Consider the following 18,380-nt stretch of genomic DNA (forward strand, 5'->3'; position numbering starts at 1 on the left):
GCAAGACCCCGGGACGGTCGGGCTACGCCTGGCCGGTCTCGAACCGGATGATCCTGCCGCCGTCGTCGACGATGAAGCTCCACCTCGTCTTCATCTCGCCCCAAGTGTCGTTGCTGTAGCGGGCGATGAGGGCACGGCCGCCGTTCGACTCGTTGTCGACCTCCATGTGGCCGCGGGAGGAGAAGATCTCCCGATCGGTCCAGTCGGCGAGGTCTCGGTCGGCACCGTCGTCGGACATGGTCGCGCCGGGTGCGAGGAGGGCCTGGAAGGCGTCACGGTCATGGGCGTTCACAGCGGTGACGAAGGCCCGGACGGCCGGGTCGCTGAGTTTCGCTACCTGAATCGTCATGGGAGTCACCCTCACACCGGTCCCGGGCGCCCGCCACCCGAACGACACCCCGAACACGTCGGTCACGCGCCATCGGTGCCACGGTGGACCCACGGGAGGGACCGTTGACCATTGCCGCCGTCCGACTGCTCTGGGAGCCACCGTGACCTGTTACGACCGAAGCGATCTGGGACTGCTGTTGCTCCGTCTGGGTACGGGCGGAGTGCTGGCCGCGCACGGGACGCAAAAGCTGTTCGGCTGGTTCGGCGGGGGCGGCCTCGAGGGGACCGGGACCGCCATGGAGGCCATGGGCTACACGCCCGGCAAGGCGAGCGCGATGGCGGCGGGGCTGGCCGAGGCCGGCGGGGGCACCCTGCTGGCGCTGGGCCTCGCGACCCCCGCGGCGGGTGCGGCGGCGGCCGGGAGCATGGTGGGCGCGGCCGCGGTGCATCTGCCCAACGGGTTCTTCGCGATGAACGGCGGCTACGAGTACGCGGCGTCGCTGGCCCTGACGGCGGCGGGCCTCGCGGTGGCGGGCCCCGGCCGCCTCTCGCTGGACCACGCGCTCGGCCACACCGTGAACCGCGGCTGGATGGTCCCCGTGGCGCTCGGCGTGACGGCGGCGGCCACGCTGGCCGTGGTGGGCGCCCGGAACAAGAGGGTGCGCGAGGCGGCCGAGGGCAAGCAGGAGGCCCTGTTCGAGGAGTAGGCGCAGGAGCGGGGGTACGGGCGGGCCGGGGCGCACGGCCGGTGCGGGAAGCTTGCCCCATGGCTGATGACGACGTCTGGGAATCCATCGACCGCCTGCACTCCTGGCTGGACGCCCACCGCGCGCACGGCGGCCAGGAGGGCCTGCTGCTGCGCATCCTGAAACTGTCGGAGGAGGTCGGCGAGGTCGCCGAGGCGGTGATCGGCGCGACCGGCCAGAACCCGCGCAAGGGCGCCAGCCACAGGTGTTATCTCTAGTGAGTCCTGAAGTTCAGTTACCTAAGTGACGTCTGCGCGTTGTCTACGTGACAGACAACTATCTTGGGGGACTTCAGTGACGTTAGCCGGGCTCTCTTCCATGCCTCGCGCCTACCGGGCTGAGAAGGCCATCAGGCCCTCCGACGGGGCAACGACGTGGATCGTCGTCAGCAAGGACTACGAGATCCACCCTGAGGCGACTTCGTACCTGACTGCGCTTGCCTCTCAGGAGGACGCATCCGTCAATACCCTGCGCACCTACGCGGGCCGAGTGGCGCTGTACCTGTCCTTCTGTGAGGAGTTCGGCATCTGCTGGTCGGCACCCACCGTCGTGCAGCTTGCTCGGTTCCTGCACTGGCTGGTTGACGTACCCCTGCCGGCCAGGAGTCAGAGAGTGCTCGCCGAACCCCGGCATCGCAGCAAGAAGACCGCGAACGCGATCGTGACCACCGCATGTCAGTTCCTGAGGCACTGCTCCCTGCACGGGTGGGTCGCCGCAGACCTGATCGCCCTGCTGACCGAACCCAGGCTTCTCCACCACATGCCGACTGGTTACAACACCGGTGAGGACGATCAGTACCGCACTGTCCAAGCACGAAAGTTGAAGTTCAAAGTTGCGGTCTCCGGATACGAGCACCTGGCCGACGAGCAGATCCTCCGCATCATCGACCTCACGTCCCATGCTCGCGACCGGTTCCTCGTGACGCTCCTGGCCGAAACTGGCGTGCGCATCGGGGAAGCACTGGGCCTGCGGCGACAGGACATGCATCTGCTGTCGAACTCGACGGCACTTGGGTGCCCCACGATCGGCCCGCACATCCATGTGCGCCGCCGCCAGAACTCCAACGGAGCCCTGGCCAAGTCACGACAGCCTCGATCGATCCCCGTCAGCGACGACCTGGTCGGTCTTTGCGCCGACTACCAGTGGGAACGAGAAGCCGTACCCGAGGCCGCGTCTTGCGACATGACGTTCGTCAACTTGTTCCGTGCGCCTCTGGGCTCGCCGATGAAGTACCAAGCCACGTACGACCTGTTCGCGCGGCTTGCCAAACGAGCGGGCTTCGCTACCCGACCGCATATGTTCCGGCACTCGGCTGCGACCCGGTGGATTCGGCAGGGCAAGCAGCGCCATGTGGTGCAGAACTTGCTCGGTCATGTCAGCGAGCAGTCGATGGAGATCTATCTCCACGCTAGCGACCAGGAAAAGCGTGACGCGGTAACGGCGGTTTCAGAGATGCGAAGGGCCGCGCGGCGGTGAACGTCAGGGCCGACCTGGCGAGGAACGCGGACGCCGCGGCACTGCCGACTGATGATCACCTGCTCGGACCCTGGAACGCCTGGCTTCAGGACGCCGTCGACATGAGCTGGAGGCCCAGTGAGTGGCGTCCTCATGATCTGCTGTTCGTTGGAGACCCGGACAATCCACTCACTGGATCTCGAAGCTGCCGTCACCCTCTCTGCGACTCCCCGACCGAGGGGCCGACGTACTGCGGAAGCTGCAATATCGACTACCGCAAGTCGAATCAGACGGAGACGGAGTTCGACCGGACGTTTGTCCCGCGGCGCAACCGCAGGTTCCACGCCACGCCTGAGCGATGCGTTGTCCCGGCTTGCGGACGCGACGGGATCAAGGGGCGACTCTGTCATAGCCACTACTCGCTCTGGCGTGATCACGTGCGCAGGACGTACGGCCACGATGCCCGGATCGGCCGCTACGCAAGCGAGCGCGAAGCCTGGGCAGCCACTCAAGAACCATTCTCGGGGCTTCCGCTGTGCGCGGTTCGTGGATGCCGAAGCGAGGAGAGCCTGCCGACCCGCCTGTGCTACCCGCACCGCAACTTGTGGGCGGCTTACGCCCGCGAGAGTGGGCGAGACAGCGACAGGGACCTGGCCGAGTGGACCAAAGCGCGGGTGCCGTTCCTTCTCCAGAACGAGTTCAGCCTCGTTCCCCTTGAAGAGACGACGCGTCTTGAGCTGCTTTACGCCCTTCAGCGCAGAGACGCACGTGGACAGGTTCTCCGCCCGACTCTGGTCAGGAAGATCGTCAGGCTGTTCGCCGGGATCCCCTCTGTGGCTCTCGCGGTTGGCATCACACCGGAACCCTCCGACGTCACATGCACCGGAACTCGGTCCCTGATCAAGGAGGTCAAGCGGGACATCAGCAGGGCACTCGACGCGTACCGCGGCATCGACGAGACCGCCAAACCGGTGTGGGACCTGCGAGCGCTCAACACTCCTCTACCGGCGCGCACGCGGACTGGGTATCGCGTGCGTGAGGGCGAGATCGACTTCACTCCCATCCTCCAGCCATGGCTTCGTGAAGTAGCCATGCACTGGGCTCGCACGACGAGTCCGGGTTCTTCAGCTCTTCGAGATCGGCTTCTGGCCTGCACGATCGCCTCTCAGGCCCTCGCTACGCGAAGGGCAGGCGATGCCCCTGCCGCACTGGGCTTCGCGGACATGACGGCGGTTGTCAACGAGTTCAGGGCGGCCGTTCGCAGAGACGGGAAACCCCGCAGCAACGACTCACGGGCCCGGCTGCTGAAGCTCTTCACGGAACTCTTGGAATTCGGCCGCGCCGAAGGCGTCCTTGATTCTCTCTCTTCTCGGTTCGTCCTCCATACGAACGAGCACCGCATCAAGCGGGACAAAGTCGATGAGGACAACATCGGCAAGGCCCTCCCCGAGTCGGTGGTCGCCCAGCTCGACAAACGCCTCGACCTCATCGGCGTAGGGATGACTTACGGCAGCATGCCGACCGACTGCGTCCGGACCATGTTCCGCATGGTCTACGTACTGCTGAGAGACACCGGACGCCGCCCCAACGAGATCGGGGCTCTCGGCCTGAACTGCCTGGAATACGACGGCGGCGGCGAATACCAGCTGATCTGGGACAACACCAAGGCAGGTCGGCTCCGGCGACGCCTTCCCCTGGACAGCGAAACGGTTAGCGCGGTCAAACAGTGGACGTCGGTCCGAGAGCGACTCAACCTGCCTTCTCGGGCCCTCCCCTTCCTCTTCCCGGCGGTCACCGACAACGCCGCCACTGGTCACCTGACCACCGGGAACATTGGTGCTGCCATCCGTTCCTGGGCCGATTCAATTCCGGAGATCCACTCCGAAGAACTCGGCCCGGACGGCACACCATTGCCTTTCAAACGGTCGCTGATCTACCCCTACGCCTTCCGTCACACCTTCTGCCAGCGATACGCCGACGCCGGTATGCCGCAGCACGTACTCCAGGATCTGATGGATCACAAGTCTGCCGACACCACCGCGGCTTATTACAAGGTGAGCATCAAGATGAAGCGGGAGGCAATCAACACCATCAAGAGCCTGACCACCGACCGCTTCGGTAATCCTGCCCCGATGAGATCGAGCACGGCGTACGAGATGAGGTCGGTAGCGGTGGCGTTCGGAAACTGCATCGAACCCACCAACGTGAAGGCCGGCGGGAAGGCGTGCCCCATCCGATTCCAATGCGCTGGCTGCGGCTCGTACCGACCCGATCCGTCATACCTGCCCGCTGTTGAGGAGCACATCCGTGCGTTGAAGGCGGACCGTGAGGTCGCTGCCGCGGCAGGCGCCGCCGAGTTCGTCATCCGGAACCTGGACGACCAGATCGCCGCGTTCCAGGCCGTCCGTGAAAACCAGAAGGAGAAGCTGGCTTCGATGCCCGATGAGATGAGACACGAGGTCGAGGAGGCCAGCAAGGTTCTGCGAAAGCTCCGTGCTGGGGCCTCAACGGGGGCTGTCAGCCTGGGCATGCCCGCATTCGGTCCTCCGGAGGTAGTCGCATGACGGCGGAGCCGCGTACACGAGCTCAAGTACTGCTTGAATCCCGACAGAAGGCCAGCCGCGAGAAGCGCGCAAGGGTACTTGCTGTAGTGGATCAGATGAAGGCCGACGGCGACCCGATCACGTTCCTCGCAGTCGCCAAGCGGGCTGGCGTCTCAAACTGGCTTGTCTACGCCGAAGGGGTCCGCGAGCAAATCGAAGCCGCTCGCGCGGGCCAGGCGGCCGGCATAATCCGGCAGCGCAAGGAAGGGACGGCGGCCAGCGCCGCGAGCCTGGCAACCGACCTTGAGTTTGCGCGTGCCCAGGTCCGGGCGCTCACCGAGGAACGTGACCGGCTCAGGGCCGCGGTGCAGCGCAGCCTCGGCGAGCGGGTCGACGCCGTCTCCGCCAAGGACTTACTCGCCCGTGTTCAGGAGCTGACCATCGCCAACCAACGGCTTGCCGCAGAGTTGGCCCGAGCCGAAGCAGACCGCGACGGCCTGCAGGATGATTTGGCCGAGGCACAGGACGACCTGGCCGCCGCCCGGACGGCCCTGCGGAACATGATGCGCGACCAGAACCGCGACTCGACGTGATCGCCCCTCAGGTTGCTCGCAGGCGGGCCCAGGCCCCAGCAGCAGCCGTGCGAAGCTGGGGTCGTCCCTGTCGACGCTGATCGCGCACATGCCACGACGTCCCCCCTCCGCACGGAAGACACGCCAATGAGCCGACCCGCGATACCCGACCTGGCCTGGTGGCGCGGGGACCCCGAGCGATGGGAACTTCTGGAGTTCGATGGGCAGCACACTGAGGATGGGCTGCCCATGGACGCCCGCTGGGAGGACAGGCAGCAGGTCCTCGAAGCCCTGAACCGGGACCCTTGTCAGGAAGACGGGAACTTCGCCCGGTTCCTGCTGCTTCAGGAGACACGGCGGCATGGGCACTCCTGGGGATTCAGCCACAGCATCGAACTCGCCGCCCTGCGGATCGCCGAAGAACGCCGCGTCGAGGACGTCTGGCTCCTGTGGGAAGCCGTCTGCCGGAGCTTCGACACCTGGTGCGGCCTTCCCCACCACCTGCTGCTCGCCCCCGGAGTGTCCATCACCACGGAGTACGTCAAAGGCTCTGACCATCCCCAACGGGACAACCTCTTGGAGCACCTCGGGAAGATCTCCCAGGTCACAGACGACGAGGTCGCCCAGACACTGAGCCAGCGGCGCCGCTACTACGGCGAGATCCTCGACGAGCTGTGCGGGGAGTGAGACGGCGTGGAGATCACCGTGCAGTGGGTACGGACATCGTGGACCAAGGAGTCTCGGGGAGGTGAGAGTGCCGCGCGCAGGAATGCCGCCCCGATCGGGTTCCCTCTTCCACATGCATCGAGGTCGCTGGCGCACGTGGTGCGCATGCGTGAGGAGGACGGTTTTCAGCCTCATGGCACTCTTGAGGACCTGACCAAGGTCGATGTCCAACTCCGTGAATCCGAAGGACGCCTGCGGGTCTTTCCACGAGTGCAGCCTTTGTTTGCCCTGCCGCCGCGGCGACGACGCCTGCCCGCCGTGCGACTTGTTCCCGGGCAGTGGGTCCGCTGGCAGCTGAACTACCGCTTCAGCAGCGCACTGGGAATCCGGGACTGGTCCTACTGGCTGGACACCTTCAATATCGCCTACGGACCGGTGACCACTGACCTGTTCTGTGGAACGCCTGACTTCTTCATCGACGAGCAGGGCCCCGTCCGCTAGCACTGGCTGACTTGACCAGCGAGAGGTTGTGTCTCCCCTGCCATCATGTGCCCGTGGTCACCATGGATTTCTCAAACGCCCCCGACCAACTACTCCGCGCCCAGCTGATGCAGGTGCTCAGCGGCATCGAGCCCTGGGACGATCAGGAGCAGACACACCTCGCCGCAACAGCAGAGTGGATTACCAGCGGAGCGCCTCTCTACAGGACGCTGAAGCCCGCCACCCCCGCGAAGCACCTGGTCAGCTACTTCGTCGTGCTCGATGAGACGCGCGAGGAGCTCCTACTCGTTGCCCACCGCAAGGCCGGCTTGTGGCTTCCCAGCGGCGGCCACGTCGAGCCGACAGAGGATCCGTGGCACACGGTCCGTCGTGAATGCCGCGAAGAGCTGCGCATCGAGGCCGTACCCGCCTCGATCACCGGGGACCGCCCGATCTTCCTCACCGTCACACGTACTCGCGGCCAGGGGCAGCACACTGATGTGTCCTTGTGGTATGTCCTGCGGGGAGAGGCAGGCCAGGTCACTTCCTTCGACGAAGCCGAGTTCGACGCGATCAAGTGGCTCTCCTTGGACCAGGTCCTCGCCACACCAGAGGACACCCTCGACCCCCACATGCACCGGTTCACTCGCAAGCTAATGAGCTTGCTGGCCCTACGTAGGAGCACGCGGTGATGACCTCCGGCCACCAGGAGGAGATGTGCCTCACGTAACTGACATTCATAGAGCGCTTTGACCAGCATGTATTTGAATACAACCCCAGATAACAGGTGGGACGACGTACGGTCCGAGCTCTGCGACGTCGTCATCACGGCGCTGATCGCGCTGCGCACGCTGACGCCGGACGCGCGCGAGGTCTTCATGGCCCATCTGACGGGCGTCACGCAGCGGTCGCTCGGTACGGATCCAACTCCGTGAGCCGCGCCCGCACTTGTTCACCCCGTGGACGTGTGCGGGCCGTCGGCAGTTGGTGATGACGGCCGAGCCTTCTCGTCGACATCACGCCGACGAAAGGGTCCCCGTGCAGGACTACCTTCTCCCCCGTGGCCGCAGGACGCTCGCCGTCGCCAGCGGGGTGCTCGCGCTCGCCGTCCTGGGGCTGGGAAGCCAGGCCCGAGCGGCGAGTTACGGGACTCCGACGCTGTCGCTGTCGGCGTCCTATCTGTCCGGCGCGGTGGGGGCGAGCGGAGATCCGGTCGTGAAGGTGACGGTCGCACAGAGCGGCGCGGACGCCGGAGCGCTCACGGTCACGGTGACCAAGAGCAGCAAGACCTCCGTGGCGACCACCGCCGACGCCACGGTCACCGGCACCGGCGCCACCCGCCAGGTCGCCATCGCCGCGCGCGGCCGGGGCTACACCGACCTGACCGTAAAGGTCACCGGCGTGGACGGCACGACCGCCACCAAGACCCTGCACTACGCCGCGTCGGCCGCCGTCCAACAGGCCGCGGACAGCAGGTACTTCACGGGATCCAGCGACGCCTCCGCCGCCGTGGACGTCGGGGGCGGCTATGCGGTGGTGGCGGACGACGAGTCCAACACCCTGCGGCTGTACGACCGTTCGGCCTCGGGCGCGCCCGTGAAGACCTGGGACTTCAGCTCGAACATCGGTGTCTCGAAGGAGATCGACATCGAGGCCGGCACGCGCGTCGGCGACACGATCTACTGGACGGGCTCGCTGGGCAACAACAAGGACGGCGAGTACAAGTCCGCCCGCAACACCGTCTTCACCACCAAGGTCAGCGGTTCGGGCGCGGCGACCGTGCTGTCGTACGGCGGCTCGTACGGCAAGCTCCGCGACGACCTCGTGGCCTGGGACGAGGCCCACGGCGACCGCTACGGCTTCGCGGCGGGCACCGCCGACGGCCAGGTCCCCAAGCAGATCGACGGGTTCAACGTGGAGGGGCTGGAGTTCGCGCCGGGGTCGACGACGACCGCGTACCTCGGCTTCCGCGCGCCGCTCGCCCCGGCGGTCGCCGGCGGCAAGGCGCTCCTCGTGCCCGTCACGAACATGGACAAGGTGGTGGGCAGCGGCGCCAAGGCCGTCTTCGGGACGCCGGTCGAGCTGGACCTCGGCGGCCTCTCCGTGCGCGACCTGCGCAAGAACGCCGCGAACCAGTACCTGATCGTCGCGGGCTCCTGGGCCGCCGACGACAACTCCGACCCGTACGCCCTGTACTCCTGGGACGGCGACCCGGCGCACGCCCCGGTCAAGCGGCTCGACCTGCCCACCTCGGACCCGGGCGGCTGGGAGTCGGTCGTCGACGTCCCGGATCTCACCGTTCCCGGCGCCCGCGCCCAGCTGATCACCGACGACGGCTCCGCCGACCTGTACGGCGACGGCACGGAGGCCAAGGACCTCACCCACCCCGAGTGGAAGAAGTCCCGGGCGACCTGGTTCACGGTCGGCAGCTGAGGCACGGGGCGGGCGGCCGGGGCACGGGGCTGCTCCGTCCTGCGGGGGCTACTCCGTCCTGCGGGGCGGCTCTTCCCTGCGGGGCGGCTCTTCCCTGCGGGGCGGCTCTTCCCTCCGGGGCGGCTCTTCCCTCCGGGGCGGGCCTTCCCTCCAGGGCGGGCCTGCCCTCCAGGGCCCGGGCGGCCCTCCAGGGCCCGGGCGGCCCTCCAGGGCCCGGGCGGCCCTCCAGGGCCCGGGCGGCCCTCCAGGGCCCGGGCGGCCCCGCCGCCCGGGCCGCCGCATCCGTCGTAGCGCCGTCTGAGAAGGTGACCGTATGCGCCTGATCCTCATCCGCCACGGCCAGACCCCGTCCAACGTCGCCTTCCTCCTGGACACCGCCGTCCCCGGCCCGGGTCTGACCGGCCTCGGCGAGAAGCAGGCCGCCGCGCTGCCCCAGACGCTCGCGGACGTGGACATCGACCTGCTGTACGTCTCCACGCTGACCCGTACCCAGCTGACGGCCGCCCCGCTGGCGGCCTCCCGCGGCCTCGAGGTGGTCGTACGCGACGGCATCCGTGAGCTGGAGGCCGGCGACCTGGAGATGATGCGCGGCGACACCGAGGCGGCCAGGACGTACTTCACGACGGCGTTCGCCTGGGTGGCCGGGGACACCGGGCTGCGGATGCCGGGCGGCGAGAACGGCACCGAGGCGCTGGGCCGGTTCGACGCGGTGGTCGCGGAGGCCGCGGCGACCGGCGCGGGCAGCGTCGCCATGGTCAGCCACGGCGCCGCGATCCGGGTGTGGACGGCGGCTCGGGCGCACAACGTCGACATGTCCTTCGCGACCGAGCACCGGCTGGACAACACCGACATCGTGATCCTGGAGGGCTCACCCGAGGAGGGCTGGACGGCGCTGTCCTGGGCGGGCACGGACATCGGCGGCGCGGCGCACGCACGGGAGAGCGGCCCCGCGGGACAGCCGTTGGGCCCGACCGCGTAGACGTCCGCCTGTCCCCCGCGGGTACGGGATCCGTACCCCGCGGATGCGGAACCCGTCCCCGCGGATGCGGAACCCGTCCCCCGCGGATGCGGAACCCGTCCCCAAGGATCCGGGATTCTCACACCGACGGCACGTTGTACGGCGGCATGTTGTACGGCGTCACCACCTGGATCGCCGACGGCAGGAACGGACCCTCGTCCGGCAGCGCCTGCTGGGCCCGCATGATGGTCTGGCAGGCGCGCCGCATGTCCTGGCGCAGGTCGTGGTGGAGCACCGCGGACAGTTTCCCCTCCGCCAGCAGCCGGGTGTTGTCGTGGTCCAGGTCGTGCGCGACGAAGGCCAGCACCCCCCGGCCGAGCGCCGCGAAGGCGTCGATGGTCGCGGTGTTGCCGCCGCCGATGGAGTAGACGGCGTTGATCTCCGGATCCCGCTCCAGAGCCGCCAGGACCAGGGCCCGCTGGGTGGAGTCCAGCCCGTCGCTGTCCGTGACCTCGACCAGTCGGCGTAGGGGCCCGCCGCCGCGCATCCCGCTGCGGAAACCCATCTCGCGCTCCTCCTCGTTGCGGAAGGACCCCCGGCTGATCGTGACGAGCACATGCCCCGGACGGTCGGCGAGCCACTGGCGTATCAGGTAGGCGGCGGTGGCTCCGGCGGCCCGGTTGTCGATGCCGACGTACGCAAGCCGCGGGCTGCTGGGCAGATCCGTCACCAGCGTGACCACCGGGATGCCGGCCGCCACCAGCCGGCCGACCGCGGCGGTGACCTCGGGGACCTCCGGGGCCTTGAGGATCACTCCCTGAGAACCGCGCGCGGCGATCCTGTCCAGGTCCTTCACCAGCTCCGCCGCGGGGTCCGTCTCGCGGAAGTGGAACCGTGAGCGGACGATCGCCGGGTGCAGGGACGGCAGTTCGGCCTCCAGGGCCTCGCGTACCGCCGAGGAGAACCGCTCCGGGGTCTGCATCACGATGTCGATCATGAAGGTGCGGCCGCCGATGCGGACCTGGGTGCGCTGCCGGTCCAGGTCCTTGATGGCCTGCTGCACCTCCCGCGCCGTGCTCTCGCGCACGCCGCCGCGATGGTTGAGGACCCGGTCGACCGTCGCCTCGCTCAGGCCGGCCTGCCGGGCGATCTCGCGGATCGTGTACGGATGTCCCATGGCTTCCTTCGCTGCGTCCCGTGATCGAGGAGATCAATGAGGGGTTTTTGATGGTTCTCTGCGGATTGCTTGACGGTCCGAGTCTCATGAGACTGGCAGAAATGTCACCGCGCCGGAAGGCGGCAGCACTCTCATGAACCAACTGCTCGAGGACAAGGTCGTCCTCGTCAACGGCGGCAGCCAGGGCGTCGGCGCGGGCATCGTGCGCGCGGCGCTGCGCGAGGGCGCCACGGTCGCCTTCACGGGGCGCCGCACCGAGCTCGGCGAGAAGTTCGCCGCTCAGACCGGCGCCACGTTCGTACGGGCCGATCTGACCGATCCCGCGCAGGCGCGTGGCAGTGTCGAGCAGGTCGTGGCCGCCCACGGGCGGATCGACTGCCTGGTGAACGCGGCCGGGCTGACGTCACGCGGCACGCTCCTGGACACCACACCGGAACTGTTCGACGCGCACATGGCGATCAACCTGCGGGCGCCGTTCTTCGCGATGCAGGCCGCCGTCCAGCATCTGGTGGACCGCGGGGCGCCGGGCACCGTCGTCAACATCATCACGTCCTCCGCGCACGGCGGGCAGTCCTTCCTCGCCCCGTACGTCGCCGCCAAGGCCGGGCTCATGGGCCTCACCCGCAACGCCGCCCACGCGCACCGCTGGGACCGGGTCCGGATCAACGGCCTCAACATCGGCTGGACGGACACCGAGGGCGAGGAGGAGATCCAGCGCGCCTTCCACGGCGCGGGCGACGACTGGCGGGAGAAGGCGGCGAAGACCCAGCCGATGGGCAAGCTGGGCCAGGTCGACGAGATCGCCGACTTCGTCGTCTTCCTGCTCTCCGACCGCAGTGGCGTGGTCACGGGCTCGGTCATCGACTGGGACCAGATCGTCTTCGGCGGCCTCGACTGACCCCCTGATCCCCTGCCCCTCACCGCACTCCCCCTCCTCCCTTCTCTCCCCCCTCCTCTCCCCCCTCGCCCCTCGCCCCTCCCTCGGCGGGCACACCCTCACTGGCTTTAGGAGCAATCTCATGCGTATCGGCATCCTGGGACTGGGCCGGATCGGCGCCTTCCACGCGGCGACCCTCGCCGGGCTCGACGCGGTGGACACCCTGGTCGTCAGCGACCCGGTGGCGGCGGCCACCGCGGCGGCGGTGGAGCGGTTCGGGGCGACGGCGGTGGACTCCCCCGAAGCGGTGCTCGCCGCCGGGGTCGACGGCATCGTCATCGCGGCCGCCACCGACGCGCACCCCGCGCTCATCCTCGCCGCGGTCAAGGCGGGTATCCCGGTCTTCTGCGAGAAGCCGGTGGCGCGGACCGTCGAGGAGAGCCTCGACGTGCTGGAAAGCGTCCGGGACAGCGGTGTCGAGGTGCAGATCGGCTACAACCGGCGCTTCGACGCGGGCTGTGTGGCCGCCCGCAAGGCCGTGGTGAGCGGCGAACTCGGCAAGCTGCACACCGTACGGTCCACCACGCTGGACCCGGCGCCGCCGCCCGCCGCGTACGTCGCGGTCTCCGGGGGCATCTTCCGTGACTGCAGCGTGCACGACTTCGACATCGTGCGGTGGGTCACGGGCCGCGAGGTGGTCGAGGTGTACGCGGCCGGTGGCAACCGGGGTGCCGAGTACATCGCCGAGGCGGGTGACGTCGACACCGCGTCCGCGATCCTCACCCTCGACGACGGCACCCTCGCCCTGGTCTCCAACTCCCGCCACAACGCGCGGGGTTACGACGTCCGCCTAGAGCTGCACGGCATGCGCGACAGCATCGCCGTGGGCCTGGAGGACAAGCTGCCGCTGCGTTCCGTCGAGCCGGGCGCCACCTTCCCGGCGGGCCCGCCGCACGACTTCTTCATGGACCGGTTCGCGCCCGCCTACCGCGCCGAACTCACCGCCTTCACGGAGGTCGTCGCGGGCCGCGCCACCTCGCCGTGCACGGTCGCCGACGCCATCGAGGCCGGCTGGATCGCCGAGGCCTGCGCCCTTTCACTGGCCGAGCACCGTCCCGTACGCCTGGAGGAGGTACGCGAGGCCTGACCGCCGGACGCGGGAGGGTCGGGGGCGCGCCCGAAGACTCGGGGGCGCCCTCCGACCCTCCCGCGTTGCCGCCGTCAGGCCAGAACAGCCGGCTTGAGGATCTCCTCGCACCACTGCCGGAACGTGGTGGGGGAGGTGGCCCCCGGGGTGCGCGGTTCGGCGTTGTCGAGGCCACGGTCCTTGGCCGTCGCCATGTCGGCCATGCCCTGCGCCATCGCCTCGGACATCCCGCGCTGCGTCAGCGTGTCCTTGAACGACTCGACCGGGACGTGCTGGAAGCGCACCGGCTTCCCCAGCACCTCGGACATGATCCGCGCCATGTCCTCGAAGGACAGGTCCTCGGGCCCGAGCACCGGGACCTCGCCCTGCCCGCTCCAGGAGTGGTCGAGCAACAACCCGGCGGCCACGGCGGCGATGTCACGGGTGGCGCAGGTCGGCGCCTTGAGGTCCCCGGCGACAGGCTGGAAGAACACACCCTGGTTCTTGATCGCCTCGACCTGACGCAGCAGGTTGTCCATGAACGAGGGCAGCGTCAGCGCCCGGTAACCCACGCCCGTGCCCGCGATCAGGTCGTCCATCGCCAGGGACGCCGACACCAGCCCGGCGTTCCCGGGCACCCCGCGCCCCAGGGCCGAGATCCCCACGACCCGCTCGACCCCCTGCCTCTTGAAGGCCTCGCACGCGGGCCGGCTGAACTCCACATAGACGTCTTCGACGCGCTCGGCCCGCGGATTCGGCGGCGCCAGCCAGAAGACGCTGTCCGCTCCGGCGAACGCCGCCTCGACGACATCGGGGTCGCCGTGCGAGCCGGTCACGACCTCGACCCGTTCGCGTAGCCGCGACGAGAGCCGGGCGGGATCGCGTGCGATCACCCGAACCGACTCCCCGCCGTCGAGGACGTCGCCCAGGACGATGTCGAGGACCTGGCGGCCGATCTGCCCGGTGGGCGCAGTAATGACGATCACGAAAAGGAACCTCCTGACAACCGGCGAACGGGCTGCCCGAACACCGCGCCCCGTCACTCTGCGCTCACCCGACGTCACGCGTCCAATACCTCTTCGGGCACATTGATACCCTCAGGGCATGGATCTGGACCTGCGCAAACTGCGGTACTTCACGGCCGTCGCGCAGCACGAGCACTTCGGCCGCGCCGCCGCGCACCTGCACATCGCACAGCCAGTGTTGAGCCGTCAGATCCGCGCACTGGAACAGGAATTGGGCTGCACGCTGCTGGTGCGTACGACCCGCAGCGTGCGTCTGACCCCGGCCGGCCGCCAGCTCTACGAAGACGCGCCGGGCGTACTCGCCGCCGCGCAGGCCGCCACCCGCCGGGTGCACGGCGCCGCCCGCGCCGACCGCCTGGTCGTCGGCTTCGCCCCCGGTCTGAGCGTCTCCCCCGCGGTCCGCGCCTTCGCCCGGACCCACCCCGACGTCGAGATCGAACTGCTCCACCTGAACTGGTACGAGAAGGGCGAGGCGCTCCGGGACGGCCGGGCCGACATCGGCTTCCTGCGCCACCCCTTCGACACGGACGGGCTCCACACCGTCCCGGTGGGCAGCGAGCCGAAGGTCGTCTGCCTGCCCACCACGCACCCCCTGGCGTCCCGCCGCCGGCTGACCCTGGCCGCCCTCGACGGCGAGACGATCCTGGACTTCCACGCGCGCCGCACCGCGACGGTCGAGGAGAAACTCGAGCTCATCGCGGCCGGGCGCGGCATCGCACTGCTGCCGCGCAGTGTCGCCCGCTCGTACGCACGCCCCGACCTCGTGAACCGCCCGGTGACCGACGTCCCACTGACCGAGATCTGCCTCGCCGTACTCGAATCCCGCCGCGCCGGGCACGTGGACGACTTCCTGACCACCGCGACACGCACGCTGTCCGAACGCCGCCCCTAGGTCCACACCGACGACGTTTGACTTCCTGCGAAAAAGGGGGCCATGACGCGGCTCAATGAGACGGGCGCGGCGGTCGTGGTCAGTACAGCCTCGTACCGGGCCGTATTCAGCTGTTTGGCCAACGAAACGAGATGCCGTTCCGGGCGTCGCGAGCCTCAAAGGTCTTCGACCTGTGATCATGGAGCGTTCATTGAAAGTGATCGACGCGGAGCTCCAGGTCGCGGGGGCCGATGTACCGCCGCCGTGTGGCGCTCGCGGCAACGCGCTGTAGGTGATGCGGTGAACTGGTTGACCTCGCTACCGGCGGTGGTGCTGGTTGTGGGCTGGCTCTTCCTTGCCTTACTGGTCGCGGCCGTGGCGCGGGTCGGCGTCCGGGCGCTCGTACCGGTCGAGGAGCGGGATCGGGTGCCGCAGATCGCCACGCCCCTGATGCCGACACTCGGCGCTGCCTTCGCGATCTTTGCGGCACTCACACTGGCCAGCGAGGCCGGCTACCTGCGCGCAGCCGAGGGGGTGGTGAGCGACGAGGCGGCCGCGGCCTCCCGTCTGGGGTGGGCGGCGACAAGTCCGCGCGTCCAGTCGGAGCCGATCCATGCGGCACTGCTGGACTATGTGCAGACCACGCGTGCCAGGGAGTGGGAGGCTACAGCAGCGGCGTCCGGTGACGACCCCGCCACCGCTCTCGCGATCGCACGGCTGGAGCGGAGTGTGCGCGCCGAGGCGGCCCGGCCCGAGGTAGGAACCCCGACAGGCACGGAGCTGGTGGTTTCCATGGACGGTGTCACCAGTAGTCGTCGCGCCCGCATTGCGGCCGCCTCGCGCGATGTTCCCGCGCTCTACGTCGTCACGCTTGTGGTCAGCGGACTGGCCTTGATCGTGAACTCCGGCGCACTGGTCTTCCGCAGCAGCCTGCGAACGTCACTGCTGATCGTAGGTGTGGCGAGTGTGGTCGGACTGAGCCTGGCGTTGCTCTTCGCACTCAGCGCGCCCTGGAGCGGACCGTTCATCGTCAGTGGGCATCCACTCGACGACATCATCGAGAACCTGAAGTCCGGCTTCTTCCACAGCGGCCCGTAGGCGACGAACGCGATCAGTACGCCGACAACTGCTCACCGGCGGCCGTGACTTGCGGCCGATCAATCGATCAACGCCCTGACCTGCTGTCGACGTTGGTCGCCATTGAGCGCCCTTTCACGGCCCCAGAACGGCCCGGGAGGGCGCTCATGCGCGAGCACCGCATCAGGAGTTCGATCCTGCCCCGGCGTGGTCGCAGTCCCCGACGCGCACAGGTGCCGCACATGGCCGCCGGTTGTCACCGCCGTCCGTGGTCGTTGATGTCAACGTTGGATGTCAGCGGAAGCCGATCACTGCCCTGGTGGACAGCCTGGTCAGAACGCCATGCCATGCTGAGCGACTGCCAGGGGGTGCCCATCCCGCCCCACCTTGTCGCCGCGCTCCGCGAACATCTGGCCACCTTCGGCACGTCAGACGACGGGCGGCTCTTCAGTGAGAAGGGCTCGGTCGTCCCGTCCTCGACCTACTACCTGTGTGGCGGGAGGCTCGGTTCCTCGCCCTTCCACCGGCCGCCGCGTCCTCACCGCTCGCAAGTCGTCCGTACGACCTTCGGCACTCGGCGCTGTCGACGTGGCTCAACGCGGGCGTCGACCCCACCGAGGTGGCCGAGCGTGCTGGCAACAGCGTCGAGGTCCTGCTGCCCCGCTACGCGAAGTGCCTCGACGGAGGACAGGACGTCGCCAACCGACGTATCCAGGACGTGCTCCGCGAGTACGAGTGAGATCTGCTGCCCGAGTCCGAGGCCCTGGGATCCTTCAGGGGCCCTTTCGTCGGTCACGTGGTGGCTGTTTCCACCCGCCCTCAGAACTTGGGGCAAGATCGCGAAGTCAGGCAGGTGTACTAGGCCTGTTCGGACGATTGGGTAGTTGTCCCACTCGCCTCGCCTGCGCGCTCGAAGGTCATCACCCAGCGCTCCTTGGGACGTGAGGAATCTTCATGGATACCGGCCAGTTTCCAGCCCTCGGACTCGATCACCGAGGTATACCGGTCCTGGATCTGCTGATTCGAACTGGCCAGTCTGTGAACGTAGCTGGTTTCGCCCCGTTCCCGTGCTGCGATGGCGCCTTGAGTCATGCGCTTGCGCGCCCACTTCTGCAATATCCCCATGACTGACCCCTCCCTGCCAAGTCGGGCCCCATGGCCCAACCATGGGGACGATAACGGCAGGACACCCCCGGTCGTGACCGGGGTGGGGGCGTTGATTTGTGCTGTGCCGTACCTGACGTGGCCGCCGACGCCGGGACGAGGCCAGCTGGCGTGATCTGGCCCGGACACTATGGGCGATCTTGCCCAAAAATCTGTGCCCTGTGCTGCGCTGAGTCAGTGGCTCGCGCGCGTTCTGCGGCGACTAGACGCTCAAGGCTTCCGCGGGCGGTGTCGAGCGAGGTGAGCATCTGCATGCGGATCTGCTCGAAGTGGGGGTCGACTTCAACGCCGAGGTCATGTCGCAAGGTGACCCGTAGCAGCCACACACCATCGGACAGGGGGCCGCTGAACCACACCTTCGCCCGCTCATAGGCCTCGGTGAGGTCGGGGCTGCTAGGCAACTGTTTCACGACTGAGTACCCGACTCCGAGCGCCCTGTTGAGCTTCGAGGCTACCTGCAGGACATCCTTCGCCAGTGCCATCTGCGCTTGGGAGTACTGGTCGCCCCAGGCATCCTTTGCGGCGTCAAGGATTGCCGGGTCGACACTTTCACCGCGTTCGGCCGCCCGGACGGCGTCTTGGGCGGCGACCCGGTAAGCGCGAGCCGCGTTGTTCAGATCGGCGTAGAGAGCACGCTTGGCTTGCAGCGCTTGCTCATCGCGCTCCAGCTCCCGTGCACGATCTGCACGCCAGGGCACGGACTTCCACAAGGCGTACGGCCCCCACGTCAACCAGATCGAGCAGTCCACCAAGATCCTGGCGGAGGGCCTGGCCAGCATCCACGAGGCCATGTCCGACATGGCCGACGGCCACATCGACAACGAAGAGCTGATCCGCGCCATGTTCACCAGGATCAGGGTCGAACGCGACTCCACGGGCG

Annotated in this window: 19 protein-coding genes and 2 pseudogenes; 16 read left to right on the forward strand and 5 right to left on the reverse strand. The window is 68.2% G+C overall.

Features of this window, described 5'->3' with window-relative positions; genetic code table 11:
* Positions 1-22 precede the first annotated feature (22 nt).
* Positions 23-349: a nuclear transport factor 2 family protein gene (locus tag ACIRA5_RS05510; protein WP_403687549.1), complete on the reverse strand. Its 327-nt coding sequence runs from the start codon at positions 347-349 to the stop codon at positions 23-25.
* A gap of 142 nt (positions 350-491) precedes the next feature.
* On the opposite strand from ACIRA5_RS05510, the gene ACIRA5_RS05515 reads away from it, so the two are divergent.
* The 11 genes and pseudogenes from ACIRA5_RS05515 to ACIRA5_RS05565 all read left to right on the forward strand — a co-directional run bounded on the left by ACIRA5_RS05515 (position 492) and on the right by ACIRA5_RS05565 (position 10,204).
* Positions 492-1,037: a DoxX family protein gene (locus tag ACIRA5_RS05515; RefSeq protein WP_403687551.1), complete on the forward strand. Its 546-nt coding sequence runs from the start codon at positions 492-494 to the stop codon at positions 1,035-1,037.
* Positions 1,038-1,096: 59 nt separating this feature from the next.
* Positions 1,097-1,279 (forward strand): annotated as a pseudogene (locus ACIRA5_RS05520) (MazG-like family protein); the annotation flags it as partial.
* Positions 1,280-1,394: 115 nt separating this feature from the next.
* Positions 1,395-2,552, forward strand: coding sequence for a tyrosine-type recombinase/integrase (locus tag ACIRA5_RS05525; RefSeq protein ID WP_403687553.1), 1,158 nt, complete (start codon positions 1,395-1,397; stop codon positions 2,550-2,552).
* Positions 2,553-3,205: 653 nt separating this feature from the next.
* Positions 3,206-5,095 (forward strand): tyrosine-type recombinase/integrase, encoded by a 1,890-nt coding sequence (locus tag ACIRA5_RS05530; protein WP_403687555.1) that lies wholly within the window; start codon positions 3,206-3,208, stop codon positions 5,093-5,095.
* Positions 5,092-5,667, forward strand: coding sequence for a DUF6262 family protein (locus tag ACIRA5_RS05535; RefSeq protein ID WP_403687557.1), 576 nt, complete (start codon positions 5,092-5,094; stop codon positions 5,665-5,667). Before ACIRA5_RS05530 ends, ACIRA5_RS05535 begins: the two co-directional genes overlap by 4 nt.
* Before the next feature lie 126 nt (positions 5,668-5,793).
* The gene (locus ACIRA5_RS05540; RefSeq protein ID WP_403687558.1) at positions 5,794-6,333 is read left to right on the forward strand and encodes a hypothetical protein; all 540 of its coding nucleotides are present in this window, start codon (positions 5,794-5,796) and stop codon (positions 6,331-6,333) included.
* A gap of 6 nt (positions 6,334-6,339) precedes the next feature.
* Complete coding sequence (locus tag ACIRA5_RS05545; RefSeq protein WP_403687561.1) at positions 6,340-6,813, forward strand: hypothetical protein; 474 nt, start codon at positions 6,340-6,342, stop codon at positions 6,811-6,813.
* Between the two features lie 62 nt (positions 6,814-6,875).
* Entirely contained in the window at positions 6,876-7,484 is a 609-nt protein-coding gene (locus ACIRA5_RS05550) for an NUDIX hydrolase (protein ID WP_403688583.1), read from the forward strand.
* 66 nt (positions 7,485-7,550) lie between these two features.
* The gene (locus ACIRA5_RS05555) at positions 7,551-7,727 is read left to right on the forward strand and encodes a hypothetical protein (protein WP_403688660.1); all 177 of its coding nucleotides are present in this window, start codon (positions 7,551-7,553) and stop codon (positions 7,725-7,727) included.
* 103 nt (positions 7,728-7,830) lie between these two features.
* Positions 7,831-9,225: a hypothetical protein gene (locus ACIRA5_RS05560; RefSeq protein WP_403687563.1), complete on the forward strand. Its 1,395-nt coding sequence runs from the start codon at positions 7,831-7,833 to the stop codon at positions 9,223-9,225.
* A gap of 313 nt (positions 9,226-9,538) precedes the next feature.
* Positions 9,539-10,204, forward strand: coding sequence for a histidine phosphatase family protein (locus tag ACIRA5_RS05565; protein WP_403687566.1), 666 nt, complete (start codon positions 9,539-9,541; stop codon positions 10,202-10,204).
* Between the two features lie 118 nt (positions 10,205-10,322).
* Here the strand turns inward: ACIRA5_RS05565 and ACIRA5_RS05570 are convergent, their stop codons facing one another.
* Positions 10,323-11,360: a LacI family DNA-binding transcriptional regulator gene (locus ACIRA5_RS05570; RefSeq protein WP_403687568.1), complete on the reverse strand. Its 1,038-nt coding sequence runs from the start codon at positions 11,358-11,360 to the stop codon at positions 10,323-10,325.
* Positions 11,361-11,493: 133 nt separating this feature from the next.
* Between ACIRA5_RS05570 and ACIRA5_RS05575 the strand changes: the two genes are divergently transcribed.
* Positions 11,494-12,258: an SDR family oxidoreductase gene (locus tag ACIRA5_RS05575; RefSeq protein ID WP_403687570.1), complete on the forward strand. Its 765-nt coding sequence runs from the start codon at positions 11,494-11,496 to the stop codon at positions 12,256-12,258.
* 121 nt (positions 12,259-12,379) lie between these two features.
* A complete protein-coding gene (locus ACIRA5_RS05580; RefSeq protein WP_403687573.1) occupies positions 12,380-13,384 on the forward strand; it encodes a Gfo/Idh/MocA family oxidoreductase in 1,005 nt (334 codons plus the stop codon).
* 74 nt (positions 13,385-13,458) lie between these two features.
* Here ACIRA5_RS05580 and ACIRA5_RS05585 read toward each other — a convergent pair whose 3' ends face one another.
* On the reverse strand, positions 13,459-14,349 hold the full coding sequence (locus tag ACIRA5_RS05585; RefSeq protein ID WP_403687575.1) for an NAD(P)H-binding protein: 891 nt from the start codon (positions 14,347-14,349) through the stop codon (positions 13,459-13,461).
* Between the two features lie 118 nt (positions 14,350-14,467).
* Here ACIRA5_RS05585 and ACIRA5_RS05590 point away from each other — a divergent pair, with 118 nt between their 5' ends.
* From ACIRA5_RS05590 to ACIRA5_RS05600, 3 genes and pseudogenes are all read left to right on the forward strand, one after another.
* Positions 14,468-15,280, forward strand: a complete 813-nt coding sequence (locus tag ACIRA5_RS05590) for a LysR family transcriptional regulator (protein WP_403687578.1) — start codon at positions 14,468-14,470, stop codon at positions 15,278-15,280.
* A gap of 279 nt (positions 15,281-15,559) precedes the next feature.
* Complete coding sequence (locus ACIRA5_RS05595; RefSeq protein WP_403687581.1) at positions 15,560-16,357, forward strand: hypothetical protein; 798 nt, start codon at positions 15,560-15,562, stop codon at positions 16,355-16,357.
* Between the two features lie 341 nt (positions 16,358-16,698).
* Positions 16,699-17,075, forward strand: a pseudogene (locus ACIRA5_RS05600) (site-specific integrase); the annotation flags it as partial.
* Positions 17,076-17,194: 119 nt separating this feature from the next.
* Here ACIRA5_RS05600 and ACIRA5_RS05605 read toward each other — a convergent pair.
* Together ACIRA5_RS05605 and ACIRA5_RS05610 are read right to left on the reverse strand one after the other, a co-directional pair.
* Entirely contained in the window at positions 17,195-17,461 is a 267-nt protein-coding gene (locus ACIRA5_RS05605; protein ID WP_403687583.1) for a hypothetical protein, read from the reverse strand.
* 167 nt (positions 17,462-17,628) lie between these two features.
* Positions 17,629-18,300, reverse strand: a complete 672-nt coding sequence (locus ACIRA5_RS05610; protein WP_403687585.1) for a hypothetical protein — start codon at positions 18,298-18,300, stop codon at positions 17,629-17,631.
* Positions 18,301-18,380 lie beyond the last annotated feature (80 nt).

This window comes from Streptomyces sp. NPDC096311, assembly GCF_044763085.1.
Lineage (GTDB): Bacteria > Actinomycetota > Actinomycetes > Streptomycetales > Streptomycetaceae > Streptomyces.